This window comes from Marinobacter confluentis (genome assembly GCF_004785685.1).
Lineage (GTDB): Bacteria > Pseudomonadota > Gammaproteobacteria > Pseudomonadales > Oleiphilaceae > Marinobacter > Marinobacter confluentis.
Window position 1 is genome coordinate 308,616 of the sequence record NZ_SRPF01000003.1, and the last position, 14,537, is coordinate 323,152.

The 14,537-nt window shown below is 58.4% G+C and carries 14 protein-coding genes; 10 read left to right on the forward strand and 4 right to left on the reverse strand.

Annotated features, from left to right (window positions below; genetic code table 11):
- Position 1: 1 nt before the first annotated feature.
- Positions 2–763, forward strand: coding sequence for a sulfite exporter TauE/SafE family protein (locus tag E5Q11_RS11930; protein ID WP_225315023.1), 762 nt, complete (start codon positions 2–4; stop codon positions 761–763).
- Here E5Q11_RS11930 and E5Q11_RS11935 read toward each other — a convergent pair.
- The gene (locus tag E5Q11_RS11935; RefSeq protein WP_135803651.1) at positions 749–3,094 is read right to left on the reverse strand and encodes a diguanylate cyclase domain-containing protein; all 2,346 of its coding nucleotides are present in this window, start codon (positions 3,092–3,094) and stop codon (positions 749–751) included. The genes E5Q11_RS11930 and E5Q11_RS11935 overlap by 15 nt on opposite strands.
- Before the next feature lie 135 nt (positions 3,095–3,229).
- Here E5Q11_RS11935 and E5Q11_RS11940 point away from each other — a divergent pair, with 135 nt between their 5' ends.
- The 6 genes from E5Q11_RS11940 (at position 3,230) to E5Q11_RS11965 (ending at position 6,898) form a co-directional block, all read left to right on the forward strand.
- A complete protein-coding gene (locus tag E5Q11_RS11940) occupies positions 3,230–4,021 on the forward strand; it encodes a MotA/TolQ/ExbB proton channel family protein (RefSeq protein ID WP_135803652.1) in 792 nt (263 codons plus the stop codon).
- A gap of 31 nt (positions 4,022–4,052) precedes the next feature.
- A complete protein-coding gene (locus E5Q11_RS11945) occupies positions 4,053–4,427 on the forward strand; it encodes an ExbD/TolR family protein (RefSeq protein ID WP_225315024.1) in 375 nt (124 codons plus the stop codon).
- Positions 4,424–4,834, forward strand: a complete 411-nt coding sequence (locus E5Q11_RS11950; RefSeq protein WP_135803654.1) for an ExbD/TolR family protein — start codon at positions 4,424–4,426, stop codon at positions 4,832–4,834. The genes E5Q11_RS11945 and E5Q11_RS11950 overlap by 4 nt, the downstream gene beginning before the upstream one ends.
- Positions 4,831–5,586 (forward strand): energy transducer TonB, encoded by a 756-nt coding sequence (locus tag E5Q11_RS11955; protein WP_135803655.1) that lies wholly within the window; start codon positions 4,831–4,833, stop codon positions 5,584–5,586. Before E5Q11_RS11950 ends, E5Q11_RS11955 begins: the two co-directional genes overlap by 4 nt.
- 195 nt (positions 5,587–5,781) lie before the next feature.
- Positions 5,782–6,300: an Hcp family type VI secretion system effector gene (locus tag E5Q11_RS11960; RefSeq protein ID WP_135803656.1), complete on the forward strand. Its 519-nt coding sequence runs from the start codon at positions 5,782–5,784 to the stop codon at positions 6,298–6,300.
- A gap of 151 nt (positions 6,301–6,451) precedes the next feature.
- Complete coding sequence (locus E5Q11_RS11965) at positions 6,452–6,898, forward strand: hypothetical protein (protein WP_135803657.1); 447 nt, start codon at positions 6,452–6,454, stop codon at positions 6,896–6,898.
- Positions 6,899–7,084: 186 nt separating this feature from the next.
- Here the strand turns inward: E5Q11_RS11965 and E5Q11_RS11970 are convergent, their stop codons facing one another.
- Both E5Q11_RS11970 and E5Q11_RS11975 read right to left on the reverse strand, forming a co-directional pair.
- Positions 7,085–7,906 carry a nucleotidyl transferase AbiEii/AbiGii toxin family protein gene (locus E5Q11_RS11970; protein WP_135803658.1) on the reverse strand — a complete coding sequence of 274 codons (822 nt, stop codon included), beginning with the start codon at positions 7,904–7,906 and terminating at the stop codon, positions 7,085–7,087.
- Positions 7,907–7,953: 47 nt separating this feature from the next.
- On the reverse strand, positions 7,954–8,574 hold the full coding sequence (locus E5Q11_RS11975; protein WP_225315025.1) for a type IV toxin-antitoxin system AbiEi family antitoxin domain-containing protein: 621 nt from the start codon (positions 8,572–8,574) through the stop codon (positions 7,954–7,956).
- 201 nt (positions 8,575–8,775) lie between these two features.
- On the opposite strand from E5Q11_RS11975, the gene E5Q11_RS11980 reads away from it, so the two are divergent.
- Entirely contained in the window at positions 8,776–9,453 is a 678-nt protein-coding gene (locus E5Q11_RS11980; RefSeq protein WP_135803659.1) for a hypothetical protein, read from the forward strand.
- Positions 9,454–9,456: 3 nt separating this feature from the next.
- Here the strand turns inward: E5Q11_RS11980 and E5Q11_RS11985 are convergent, their stop codons facing one another.
- Positions 9,457–12,138, reverse strand: a complete 2,682-nt coding sequence (locus E5Q11_RS11985) for a nitrate reductase (RefSeq protein WP_135803660.1) — start codon at positions 12,136–12,138, stop codon at positions 9,457–9,459.
- A gap of 416 nt (positions 12,139–12,554) precedes the next feature.
- Between E5Q11_RS11985 and E5Q11_RS11990 the strand changes: the two genes are divergently transcribed.
- Entirely contained in the window at positions 12,555–13,181 is a 627-nt protein-coding gene (locus E5Q11_RS11990) for an ANTAR domain-containing response regulator (protein WP_135803661.1), read from the forward strand.
- A gap of 29 nt (positions 13,182–13,210) precedes the next feature.
- Positions 13,211–14,395 carry a CmpA/NrtA family ABC transporter substrate-binding protein gene (locus E5Q11_RS11995; RefSeq protein ID WP_135803662.1) on the forward strand — a complete coding sequence of 395 codons (1,185 nt, stop codon included), beginning with the start codon at positions 13,211–13,213 and terminating at the stop codon, positions 14,393–14,395.
- Positions 14,396–14,537 lie beyond the last annotated feature (142 nt).

Sequence of the window (14,537 nt, forward strand, 5' to 3'; positions counted from 1 at the left end):
CGTGGATTTTACTCTGCTGCCCGACAGCCTCAGCCCGGCCCTGGCTGGCGCGCTGATGCTGGCGTCTGTCGTCACCTCCATGATCACCGCCAGCCTGGGAGCGGGCGGCGGCCTGCTATTGCTGGTTCTGATGGCACTATGGATTCCACCAGCGGCAATCATTCCTGTTCATGGCATGGTGCAACTGGGTTCCAATGCCGGGCGCGCAACCTTGACCTGGCGCCATACCGACTGGCAGGCGATGGCGGCCTTTGCCCCGGGGGTCCTGGTGGGTGCGGGCATAGGCGCCTGGCTGTTGGTGGACCTTCCAGAGCACCTGTGGCAACTGACCATTGCGGTTTTCGTGCTTTATCTTTGCTGGGGACCGGCGTTGCCGAAAGGCGCCTTTGGGCGCACCGGTATCTTCGTGGCGTCTGCAATAACCACCTTTGCCAGCCTGTTCGTGGGAGCCACAGGGCCACTGGTCGCGGCGTTCATCAAGCAGATGCACGAGGACCGCTTCAAAACGGTGGCAACCTTTGCCACCGCCATGAGCCTGCAACACGCACCCAAAGCACTGGTGTTTGGACTGGCGGGGTTTGTCTTCCACGAATGGCTGGTGTTTATTCTGGGAATGATCCTGTTTGGCTTTGCCGGTACCTGGATCGGCCTACATCTGCTGAAAAACCTTCAGAACCGGCACTTTCACCGGATCTTCAATATCATGCTGACACTGCTGGCGCTGAGGCTGCTATGGCAGGCCGGGCAATCAATGTCTGGCTGATGGCGGCATCACGATCACCTGATTCCGGCCCTGGGCCTTTGCCGCATAGGTGCCCTCGTCGGCCCGGGCGAGCACTTCCCGGACACCCGAATCCGACCCGTTCAACATGGTCAGGCCGATACTGGCCGTGACGCCAAAATCACGCCCGTCCTTTTGCAGGCGCAGTGCTTCTATCCCTGCCCGAATCTGCTCGGCCAGGGTTTGCGCCCGCTCCAGACCGCAGGTGGGCAGGATGATACCGAACTCGTCACCGCCGAGCCGGGCAACCGTATCGGACTGGCGCACCGTGTTCACCAACAGCTCGGAAAGTTGCATCAGCAGGTCGTCGCCCAACAGGTGACCACCCTCATCGTTCACCGGCTTGAAATAATCCAGGTCAATCAACATCAGAACACTGTCGTTGGTGCGGGGCGACATCTCGGTCAGGCAGTGAATCAGTGACGCGTTAAAAGCCCGACGGTTAAGCAGGCCGGTCAGGCTGTCGTGAGTGGCCTCCCAGGAAAGACGCTCTTCTTCCCGTCGACGTTCGCTGTCGTCCCGGATCACAAAAACCACCCGCGGACGGTCCGTATCTGGCCGCAAGTGAAGTACCGTCAGGTCAATATCGAAACTGTCGCCATGGACGTTTTTGAGCGTCACATAGAGATTCTCCCGGTCATCACCATGAAGCAGTTCTTCTGCCTTCCAGGTGCGCTCATTGTCCGAGATCGTTACCTGCTCAAAAAACGGCTCGCCTTCGCCAATATCTTCAAGCCCCAGGAATTCGCCCACCGCCGCATTGGCATAGCGAATCGCGCCCTGGGCGTCAGTCATCAGCACACCCTCCTGCAACACCCCAAGGATGCTGTTGGCCCGTGCCTGCTCTTCCGCCAGCCGGCTTTCGATTTCCAGTTCATGGGTGATGTCACGAACCACCGTTATGGTACCCAGGGTTTTTTCTTCCGTATCGATAACCGCCGTCATCACATCCGCCCACACCAGTCCTTTGTCCAGGCTCTTCAGACGAAAACGTGCGCGGAATATTGTGCGGTTGTGAAGCGCCTGGTACCAGGCCTCGAGGGCGCTTGGTCGGTCGTCTTCGTAGACGCCCTCGATCAGAATACTCTGTTGGAGATCATTTGATGGCACTCCCACAATCTGTTCAAAGGCCGGGTTGGCGAATTCAATGCGGCCCAGAACATCGGTCTGAACAATACCAATGGGGGCGCTTCTGGTCAGTGACCGGAAGAAAGCTTCACGCTCGGCCAGGGATGCCATGACTTCATCCCGCTCCTCCATCACCGTGTTGAAAGTTTCTGCGACCTGACGTATTTCAGTGCCGCCGACTTCGTCCACCGGTTGGGTGCGTACACCCAGGTGGCGGTCACTGATCTGGGCGCCGAGCATTTTCAGGGGCGCCATCAGTCGGCGAAAGACAATCAGAGCGGTGGGCAACCCCACCAGAAGAACGCCGAGCAGAACAAGAACCAGGCTGTCAGTCAGGCGATGAACCGGCCCGTAGGCTTCGTCTGCCGGCCATACCGCTGCCACATACCAGGGCACCTGGGACAGCTGCCTTACCGCCATGATGGTTTCCACGCCATCGGAACTGTGGGCACTGGTTGCGCCCTCGAAACCGTCCATCGCTGATCTGACAGCGGCGCTGTCCACCTGCACCGGCAGCATGGACTCGCCGGTGCGACCGTGGGTCAGCACCATACCGTTGCGGGTGGCAACCGTGACATAACCGGTCTTGCCAACATCGATGCTGCCGGGTTCGGTCATGAAATTTTCACCCTTGAGAAACAGGGCGCCGGCAATCACACCAATGAATCGCTTGCGATGATCAAATACCGGGGCGGTCATCATGATGGCCGGCCGGTCCTGATACCGGGAGACAAACGGCTCACTGATGACCGGCGTCAACTGACTTGAGGTTTCGGTGAAGTAGGCGCGGTCTGCAACGCTGAGACCGGCTGCGCTGAATTTTTCAGGATGGCTGGCAATTGCATTGCCGTCGGCGTCAAACAGAAATACCACATCAAACAGGTGCTGAAGCGAAATATCCCGGCGCACAAACACTTCGCCCCGGCCCTTTAGCACCTCTTCGGCCACGGTCAGGTTCTCGGCCACATGGGCAAGAGTGTCACGACGTTGGGCCAACCGGGCATCCAGGTCGCCCGCAACCAGTTCTGCAATGGTTGAAACCTGTTGCCGTGCCTGGGCCTCAAGTTCGGCACGGGATACCCAGGATCCCAGGAAGACCACCACCAGTGTCGACAGGATGATACCGGCAACCATGAACAGAACGGCACGGTTTACCAGGCTGGCGAACCAGCGTTTGATCAGCATGTGTGTACAACCATTCCTATGAAACCAGCCACATGGATACAGTTTAACAGACTGCGTAAAAGGCGAAGGTTACGATGCTTGAATGAATGATTGATAATCATTATCATTGACATCCTTGTTCAGGTCGGAGCCGTTATGTTTCAGTCACTGACGCCGGAAGGGCCAGTTTCCCAACTCATCGATATGGGCGGCCCGGTCATGGCCGTGCTTATGGTCATGGCACTGGCTGGCATCGTCACCTTTGTCTACCTGATGCTGTTCGGCGTTCTGTTCGCCCCCCGGTATACAAGTCGTCTCCGCCAGTCAGTGCATAAGTGGAAGCAGGCACCAGAGCCCGGGGTTACCGATAGCCTTCGCGCCAATACCCGGGGACTGAGCGGCCTTAACCCACTGAACCAACTGGTTCTGGCGACCATGGAGGGCAAACTCAGGAACGCACCTTCAGAACAGATCCGGGAATCCGTGTCAGGCAAGGCCCAGGGTGCGCTAACGCCTTTCGAAGCGCCGTTAAAGATTATTGAAGTGATCGCTGCACTGGCACCGCTGCTGGGTCTGCTGGGAACGGTTATGGGGATGATGGAGGCGTTCAGCACCATGGCCGCAGCAGAGGGCAGAGCTAGCGCATCCCAGCTCAGCGGCGGCATCTACCAGGCACTGACCACCACGGCCGCGGGTCTCATCGTGGCCATTCCTTTTGCCGCCCTTGCCGCCTGGATCGAATTCCGGCTGCGTCGGCTTCAGGGTATGCTTAACGCGGTCCTGGCCGATGTACTCTGCGTCGAAAGGCCGTCGATTCACGCTGACTCTGCAGCAGGCAAGCCCGCCGTCAATCGGCCATCAACGGATGGCCGTCAACCCGCGGCAAAGGACCCCGCCTCGCAGATCGACTGGCAGAACCACCAGACTCTTGCCAATGCTGTTCGTTGAGCCCCGCCCGGCACGACCACTGGCGATCAGAATGACACCCCTGATTGATGTGGTCTTTATTCTGCTGGTGTTTTTTATGCTTACCACGCGCCTGCTGCCAGTCAACCTGATGGAAGTCAGCACGGATGTGCAGTCTGAATCCGGGGCACAGCAGGGTGAGGCCGTGCCCGAGGTCAGGATTCTGGCGGGGCAGAATCTCGAGTGGAATCAGCGGTCCTATTCACTGAAAGAACTGGTCCGCGAGCTGTCTGGTGCCGGCATCAATCGGGTCAACGTCACCTCCTCTCCCGAGGCTACCGTCCATGATTTTACCCTGACCCTCAGCACCCTCGGTGCCAACGGCATCGAGCCCCAGTGGCAAAGAAACCAGGACAAGCGCAGTGACTATGAGGGCGCGGAACCATGAAAGACTTTGTTCCCCACTCGCCCGGCTCTGGCAAATCCCTGATGGAGCGCGTTGAGGACGCCCTTCTTCCATTGATCAATCTGGTTTTTCTGCTGTTGATGTTCTTTATCGTCGCTGGGCAGATGCAGGACCGTGCGCTTCCGCCGCTACCCGGTACCGCTGCGGAACAAACCAGCGCCAGGTCGGAAGCCGACCTGGTCGTCCAGGCCTCTGGCGTCTGGCAGGTGGAGGGCGAAAACGTCGATGCAGGCAGTCTGGTCCGGCACCTGCCGGCACCAGACAGCCAGTCGTCCCTGACGGTTGCCGCTGCCTCAGGGACTGCCATGTCGCATCTTGAGTCGCTGTTCAACCTGCTATCGGACGCGGGATATGAGGATATAGAGCTCCTGACGGAGCCCGGGCAATGAGACGGGAGTCCGTAATTCGTGGGCTGTTACTGCTAACATCGGCCTTTATCACCTTCAGCGCTCTGGTACTGGCACTGCCATCTGATGCCCCAGCACTGAAACCGGAGGGGAATCAGAGCGTCACCCAGGTGCCCGCTATCAGAATAAAGCTGGCGAGCCCGCAGAAAACAGCGCCTCAACCAACGGCGCCGACGAGTGACGTGAAACCGGAACCTGAGCCTCAACCCGAACCTGAGCGACAGCCAGCACCTGAGCCAGAGCCAGAGCCAGAACCTGCACCCGAACCAGAGCCTGAGCCAGCTCCTGAACCCGAACCGGAGCCCGTTCAAGAGCCCAACGTTGCTCAGGAGACTGCTGACACCAACCCTTCGGACAGCGAGCAGTCCCCAGACGAGGCCACTGAAGATCCGGTCGAAAAGGAAAACGAAAGCCAGCAGGTGGAGCTCAACGCCGGAGAATCATCCAAGGTCGACAGCTACCTGACAGAACTTAGCCGTCACCTGGGCCGGTTTTACGAATACCCCCGTCGCGCCCGGCGCCTGGGCCAGGAGGGATCCCCGGTTGTGGTGTTCGAGTTCAGCCGAGATGGCACCCTGGTAAAACACTCGCTGAGCAGGTCATCAGACCACTCACTGCTGGATGACGCCGCTCTGGATATGCTCAAGTCGGCAGAACCACTACCAGAAGTGCCGGAATCCATGGAAGGTGAAACCTTTACCTACGCCCTGCCGGTGCGCTTCAGTCTGCGCTGAGCAACTTCTTGCCCGCGCAGCAACTTCTTGCCCCGAAAACAGCAACCCATTGCCCGGCCTTTCTGAAAATATCGAGAAATTTCTTCAACCCATTGTTTTTTAAACACTTTAAAAACTGGCACGCCCTTTGTAATACCCTAGGTGTCCAGGGAAAACCTTGGGACACTTACTCATTCACACGTCATGGAGCAGACTATGCCAACTCCCTGTTATATCAGCATCGAAGGCCAGACTCAGGGCAACATCACCGCCGGCGCATTCACTTCCGATTCCGTAGGCAACATCTACGTTGAAGGTCACGAAGACGAAGTGCTGGTCCAGGAATTCAGCCACGTTGTCACCGTTCCCACTGACCCGCAGTCAGGTCAGCCTTCCGGCCAGCGTGTTCACAAGCCGTTCAAGTTCACTTCTGCGCTGAACAAAGCCACCCCGCTGATGTACAACGCACTGGCGTCCGGCGAAATGCTGCCAAAGGTTGAGCTGAAGTGGTACCGCACCTCGGTTGAAGGCAAGCAGGAGCACTTCTTCTCTACCATCCTGGAAGATGCCACCATCATCGACATCCAATGCAACATGCCGCACTGCCAGGACGCCGCCAGCGCTGACTTCACCCAGCTGGTGACTGCTTCCCTGTCCTACCGCAAGGTCACCTGGGAACACGCCGTTGCCGGCACTTCCGGTGCAGACGACTGGCGTTCACCGGTCGAGGCGTAAGAGCCTTAAGAATTGAGATAGAGCTAGGCCACACGCCGGACCCATTGTTTCGGTGTGTGGTTTTTTAACTTCACGGATGAAGTAACATGAGCAACTCTCTTGCAGACGAAACAGTCATCCTTGACTCGCTAAACCGATAGGGACCGTCTGTATGAAGAATTTTGCCCCGCTAATCCTTATGTTGGCTCTATTCAGTACTGGATGTGCTTCGCTAAACAATCAGGCAACGGAATTCCGAACACCGGCTGATATCAGCGTCCGCGTAAGCAATGGTCAGTTTGATGCAGTTGAACTGGAAGCCTCCGAAACACTTCTTTGGCAGAAGTCGGAACTGGTTGGCATCATCAGCATTATCAAAACAAATACCCATTTTCAAACGGCCATAGAAGAAGTAAAACGGGGATTCAAAGAGAACATCCAAAGCTCTGAGGAAACGCGAAAACTGGATCTACCGGAAGGCGTCTTTGGTTTCTCGTCTTCAATGGGGGGCTTTACAACTGCGTTTATCGCTTCCGAAGATATAGATGAATCCTGGATAAAAATAAGTGTCAGGGACAGCTTTTTCGACGAAGTTCTTTCCTCAATTTCGGCGGACTGAACGAGTTTCCATACCCTCATTAAAGATTTACTCACGCAACCCATTTCCGGCCACTGGCCGCAAACTCCACTACAAGCTCAAAACATTCTCACATTTCACCCGGAACCCGTTAAAGAAGTGTTCCCAGGCAGCAGTGACGTTGCACTCTCTGGATTCTGGGGCATTAGATTGTCTTCCGAAACAAAACTAGCCATCGCCCTGCCGACTCCATGGACCGGGTGGGTGCCAGATTTCCCTGGGGGCGTCTACGTCTTTGCTCGTCATCACAGGACTGAGGAACTCAACTACCGCCTCTAGGACCTCCGAAAATGCCTTTGGCACATGGTCTTGGCCAAGGCGTTTACGGAAGGTGCGATCAACCGCCCCCTTGAGGTTTTCCGACCGGAACTCGTGCCGGCGCGAGAGCAACCAGATATCGTAAAAGTCCTTCATGCGACTGTTCAGCTCGCCAAGCTTTACCATTGCCTGGAACTTCTCGGCAATCGACGATTCGGGGGTATAGCACTTGATTCGTGCAGCGGGAAAATCCAGTAGCGCCGGAAACTCCAGCCAGGAAGGAAACGGAAATATTGGATCGCCAAAGCCAATGTCCAGCTGCATCGGAATTCTGGCGTTATCAAGAAAAGCGGTGAAGGTCACCCGTAACCCCAGGTAGTCCGCATCTTCGGTAATAGCTTCTGTCTTCAGGGTATCCGGATCAAAGCGCAAACCGTCATCCGTCACCTCAGTCGCGATAATGTCTCGCACCTGGGCCAGAAGCGCCTCCGGCTCATTGCTGGTCTGACCCAGCATGTCGATATCCCGCGTCGGGCGGCTAGTCGGCCCCTGCGTTGCCCAGAGCATCAGCGCACCCTTAAGGGTAAAGCAACCGCTGTGGGGTGACTGACTGAGCCGGTAGAGAAACCGCTCCATGGCGTAGTACTGCAACAGCTCCTGAAAGGGGCGCTTTTCTTCCCTAGCCTTATCAAGCAGTTTCTGTCGAACAGACGCGCCGGTGTTTGTGGCCATCGTGATCTCCTTTCACTTTGGTTATTCCGTTGATCTACTGGTTCCATTCACAGCTTGGCTTCCACATAAGGTGCCATCACATTGGCGACCCGGCAGATTCTGGCGTATTCCATCAGTTTGCCTGGTAGGAAGGCTTTGCGGGTGCGATAAAGCGTCAGCGCCTCCAGCACCACATCCATGCCGATGCGGTTGCGGAACTTGAAGCAGTCCGCCAGGGTTTTCTCCGGGTTGTAGACCTGCAGGGTGATGCCATCCACGTCCACCTGCTCTATGCCTGCACTGAAGGCCCGCCCGGAGAACCGGTACCCGGCCACCGGCGGATAATCCAGCACCGGCAGGCGTGCATCCCGTGCCACCGCCAGGTGCACCTGATGGGGAATCTGCGTGGTGATGCCGTGCCAGTCCAGCGCGGAAATCAGGCAAAGCACCGCATGGGGGAAACGGGTGGAGGCGGCCACCAGATCCGGATTTTTAATGGGCGGCATGTCCGCCAGCCGGTACAGACCGCGGCTGACCGGCTCAATCAGCTCTTCGTCCCGGAGCTGATAGAACTGGTATCGACTAAAGCCCCGGGCCAGCGCTTCGCTCAGGCGAAGCTGGCCGCCGTGCTGTCGGAACAGGGTTTGGAGTTGTGCCCAGGAAGATTGGGCAGAACCGGAGTCAGACAAACCGTCACCACTTATTTATATATGGTGACAGTTTGTCTGATTACCGTTGAGGTTTCAAGCGGCGGCTTCGTCGGCGCTTTTTGACGGGTCGCTTTGCATAAAGGGCGGGAACTGAATCAAGCCATAGCAAACTGGCCATTCCATCGTTAACCTTATCCCCACTAACCAAGCAAGCCACTTTAACCTTGAACCCTGGACGTAATGACCACCTCTAAACCAACCAACGCCCGCCAGCTCGGCGAACTGATGTGCACCGTCACCAAACAGGTTCTCTGGTCGCCCTCCCACAATGAACTGATTTGCCGCGTCGGATCCGGGCAGGCGACCTATCACCGGTTTGATCCGGGTAGCCGCCAGCATCAGATCACCTATGGCGCACGGATGATCGAGGCCAAGCACCGCCCGGAAACCGCCCGGGGCTGGCTGTCCGGCCGGGAAATCCAGCAGCGGGGGTATTTTGACGGGCAGCTGAGCCCGCTGAATCTGCTGGCCCACACCTGCTGCCACGAATTCGCCCATCTGCTTCAGCACAACGCCGGCAAGCGGTTCCGGGGCTCCGTGCATAACCCCCATTTCTACCGGATTCTTGATGGGCTGCACGCTGACGGGCAGGCAAACGCGACAAAGGCAGCACTGCGCGATCTGGCCGCAAGGCATGGACTCCCGATATCAGACGATGGCTTCGAACTGCCAGACCCTGGCAGCGAGCGCACTCACTGGGCGGTGGGAGACACCGTCACTTTTGCCGCGGGTGGTGGTGAAAAAGAGGGTGAAATCCTCAGAGTCAACCGCAAAACCTGCACCGTAAAAGGCACCGGACCGTCCCGCGGCGTTCGTTACCGGGTCCCCCTCCAACTGCTGCGAAACACCTCAGCCTGACATTCAGCTGGCAGCGGCTTCGTCGACCAGCTGCGCCTCGTCGATCAGGCTTCGTAATTCCGGAATGCAGGAGCCGCAGTTGGTGCCGCATTTCAGGGCCTGTCCCAATGCCTCGACGCTGACCTGCCCCTCACTGATGGCGCGGGCAATCTGTTTTTCGCCTATCTGGAAACAGCTGCACACGGTTGCTCCCATGTCTTCCACGTCAACATCACGTCCAGACAGCAGATTCCGGCGCTGGGTTTCAGAAAGCGTCTGTTCGGCAAAGCAGGTATCCAGCCACTGAACATCTGGCAAACGGTTGGGGTCGCGATCCAGCAACAACACCGCCTCAAGCCGACCGTCTACAATCCGGGCGGCACGGTAGCGACCCTCCGACGGGTCAGCCATGACCAGTTGGGCCTGGCCACCAAGCCAATCCGGCAACGTCTGCGGCCATTCCAGCGGGGTCAGGCCTGCCAGCCACCAGCTTTCACTGTGCATCATCGGTACGCGACACCAGTAATCGGCCTGCCAGCGTTTTGGCCGCTCTTTACGCACCAGAAGCCGTGCGTACCACGCGGCCCGGAAGGGACTGATGGCCGCCCGTCCGTGCTTTGCCTCCGGCTGGCCGGATACTGGGTCAGTCACGCCCTGGGTCAGAACAGTAGCAATGCCGTGAGACGCAAACTGCCGGTTCCAATGGATGGGGATAAAGACCTCACCCGGCCTTTGCTGGCTGTTTTCCCGAACCTTACCCACAAACCGCCCGTCATCCCGGGTCAGAACCGCCAGATGCCCCGGCGCCACACCGTAACGCTGGATATCATTCGGGTGCATCTCGACGAAGGGTTCCTGGCGGTGGGCCAGAAGCCGGGAGGTATTGGCCGTGCGGGTCATGGTATGCCACTGGTCCCGGATTCGGCCGGTATTGACCACCACCGGGCCATCGGCATCCGGCACCTGGACGGGTAATACGGTGCTGACCGGAACGAAACGGGCACGTCCGTTGTCGGTGGTGAAACGGCCATCAGCATAGAGACGGGAACTGTCGCCGGCGCTCTTGTGCACCGGCCACTGAACCGGCTGCATCCCCTGATACTGTTGATCAGACAGCTCAGCCAACCTCCCGATATTGAAGATCCGGCTGCCATCGTTCTCAAACGCCGACAGGGCGGCATGCTCGCGAAAGATGTCCGCCGGGCCTTGATAGTTGAACGCATGCCCGAAGCCCAGCTTTGCAGCGACCTCGCGGATGATCCACCAGTCCGGCTTCGCCTCACCCGGCAGGGGCATGAATGAACGCTGCCGGGAAATGCGCCGCTCCGAATTGGTCACGGTGCCATCCTTTTCTCCCCAGCCTGCCGCGGGCAGCAGTATATCTGCGTGGGCCGTAGTGTCGGTCGACGCTGTGCAGTCAGACACAATCACCGTCGGGCACCGCGCCAGGGCTTCGTGAACCCGGCCGGAATCCGGCAGGCTGACCGCCGGGTTGGTGCCCATTACCCAGAGCACCTTGATGTCACCCCGGTGAATTGCTTCAAACATATCCACCGCTTTCAGGCCCGGCCCGTCGGCTATGGCGTCCGAACCCCAGAACCGCTTTACCCGCTCCCGCGCGCCGGGGGTGTGGTAATCCATATGCGCCGCCAGGGTATTCGCCAACCCGCCTACTTCCCGGCCACCCATGGCGTTTGGCTGACCGGTCAGGGAGAAAGGACTGGCGCCGGGTTTGCCCACGCGCCCCGTTGCCAGGTGGCAGTTGATGATCGAATTTCCTTTATCGGTGCCTGCCACGGACTGGTTAATGCCCTGGGAAAACCCCGTTACCGTTCTGGGGGTCCGGGCAAACCATCGGTAGAAGGCCTCCACATCGTCCACATCAAGATCGCACTCGGAAGCAACAGACGCCGTTGACGGTGCCGCCGCCTTTGCAGTGACCAGAGTCTGATCAAAATCCTGACAGTGATCCGCAATATATTGACCATCAAGCAGATCATGATGGGCCAGCCAGACCAGCAAGCCGTTGAACAGAATGGTGTCTGTGCCGGGCCGTAATGCCAGGTGCAGGTCTGCAAGTTCCGATGTGGCCGTTCGCCGGGGGTCGATTACTACCACCTTGCGACCGTCACGAGCCGAGGCTTTCATCCGCTGGTAAAGCACCGGATGGGCCCAGGCCGCGTTACTGCCAGCCAGAACCAGCAGGTCCGCCAGCTCCAGGTCTTCATAGCAGCCGGGAACAACATCAGCGCCAAAGGCCCGCTTATGGGCAGCCACCGCTGACGACATACAAAGCCGGGAATTGGTATCCACATGAGGGGTAGCGATGAAGCCTTTGGCCAGCTTGTTGGCGATGTAGTAGTCCTCTGTCAGCAACTGCCCGGACAGATAAAAAGCCACGGATTCGGGGCCATGGTCAGCAATGCTGTGGCGGATGGCCCCGGCCACAGCGTCAATCGCCTGAGGCCATTCCCGGCGGCGGCCACGCACCATCGGAAACAAGAGTTTGCCGGCATGGCCCGTGGTTTCGTGCAGGCTCGCGCCTTTGACACACAGCCGACCCAGGTTGGCCGGGTGATGGCTGTCGCCTTCCACTCCCTGCAGCGCTGCAGGATCAGCCAGAACGCCACACCCCACGCCGCAGTATGGACAGGTCGTCTGAATTCTGTTGTCGCCAGTGCCCCTGGTAGCCACAGCGTCTCCCATGGTTTATCCGGAAATGGTCCAAAAAAAAAGCCCGCAGAGCCCCCCAATCGTTCCGGGAGAGGGGCTTTGCGGGCTTCTTTGCCAATACCTGAAGTGATCCGGCTCTACTTGCAGCCTGGGACTTCAATTACTTGAACCTTACCTGTGCAAATCCAGGGCCAGCTCCCTGAACAAGGCGTTCCGAAGGCTCTGGCGGGTTGACCGGCGCTTCAAGTGACCTTTTCCACCCTCGACCAGAGTCACATAAAGGTGCAAAACCCGGAAAAACGCCCCACAAACAGGCAGACATTCAAGGAAGCAGGATGCTTCCAACGTCCGCCATTTCCGGCGAGCTCCCACGACGCGGGAGTTCCGGCAGGCTGGCAGATTTATTGCTGCGGAAACAGCATTCAGTTCGCGCATTAAAGGAAGACATCATGAGTTCCCATAACCCTCTCCGCATTCTGCTTATCGACAAAGACCCCGAACGGGCCAGTCAGGTGTGTGAGGCGCTGCGCCACGAGGGCCATGAAGTGATCCGGCAGCGCCCGGATGCCTCCGGACTGACCGCCGCCGTGGCTAAGGACCAGCCCGACATGGTGATTATCGATATGGACTCACCAGATCGTGACACCCTGGAAAACATGAGCACGCTCAACACCCACGCCCCGCGGCCCATTGTGTTTTCAGCCAATGAGCCCTGCGACCGCGCCACTATGCACGCTGCCGTAAAGGCGGGCGTCAGTGCCTACGTGGTCGACGGCATCCAGCCTGAACGGGTACGCTCAATCATCGATTCCGCAGTGGTCCAGTTTGAATCCTTTCAGGCGCTTCGGACCGAGCTGGAAGAAACCCGCACAGCTCTTGAAGATCGGAAGGTCATTGAAAAGGCCAAGGGCCTGATCATGCGCCACGAGAAATGCGACGAGGAAGCCGCGCACAGGATGCTGCGCAGTGCGGCCATGGAACACAGCGAACGCCTGGCCGTAATGGCCAGGCGCGTTATCCAGGTGACCGAAGGCAAGGACCGCCAGGGAGCAGGCTCGATTCAGCGAGCCTGCTAAGAACAGACATTCCCCCCGACGGAGCCCCGATGGTTAACCCCACCCCCCTTCATAAACATTCCGGTTTTCACGTAAAGCTTGGCTTTGTGCCTCTTTTGGACAGCGCCCCTCTGATTGTCGCCCGGGAACTCGGGCTGTTCGATGCAGAAGGTCTGGAAGTCGAGTTAATACGCGAGGAATCATGGGCATCGCTGCGGGACAAAGTGAGCTTCGGGCTTGTAGACGGTGGCCACATGCTGGCACCCATGCCGCTGAATATGTCCCTGGCGGAGGGCCGCCCTCGGGTACCGATAATAGTGGGCATGGTGCTGAGCCGAAACGGCAACGGCATCACCCTGAATAACACCATCTACAACCATCTGATCATGTCCGGCGCGGAACCGGATGACCCGATCGCGACCGCGGCGGCTCTGGTTCAACTGGCCCATTCCCGTGGCGAACCCATCCGCCTGGCATCGGTGTCGCCCTGGTCCTGCCATGACCTGCAACTGCGGGACTGGCTTGCCACCGCCGGGCCGGACGCACAATCGCAGGTTCAGATCATCCCGGTATCCCCGGTGCAGATGGCTGATGCCTTCAGGGCGGAAGCGGTTGAAGGCTGCTGTGTTGGTGAACCCTGGAATAGCCTTCTGGAATACGAACAGCTGGGGCGCATTCTTCATTCCGGCCACCAGATCTGGCAGAACGCGGCGGAAAAAGTGCTGGGCATGCGGGCCGACTGGACTGAGCAACACGCCACCATGCACCGCCATCTGATCAGGGCACTGCTTGCGGCATGCCAATGGCTTGATAATGACTATAATCACGGCCTGCTGCGCGAGATACTTGCCCGCCCGGAATATCTGGGTGAGCGCATTAACGCACTGGATAGCCACCCTTACAGCCTGTTCCACCCGCGCCTTCACCAACACTTCTTCCGGCACTCCGCCAATTTTCCCTGGGTGTCTCAGGGTCATTGGCTGGCCTCACGGCTGGCGTCCCGGCAGCAACTGGGCAGAGTCACCGGCGACATGGTCCGCCAGGTATTCAGGCCGGACCTGTTCCGGGATGCAGCAGCGTCCATGGGCATTGACACCCCGGTGATCGACAGCAAAACCGAGGGGCGCCATCAGAAGCCCTTCACACTCTCGGGGCGGTACGGGCCAGTCCGCGTTGCCAGCGACCGGCTTCTGGGTGAACAGTTACATGACTGGAAAGCGGAAGCCGCCGACTGAAACCGCCCAACAATGAAGCGTTACGCACTAAAACGGTGGCCTTTCGTGCATTCCGGAGCTTCGCCTTCAGCATGCTGCCAAGATAATTTCGTTATTTAACAGCAATTTGGAAATCTGGCATACCATCTGCTTATACGATCCC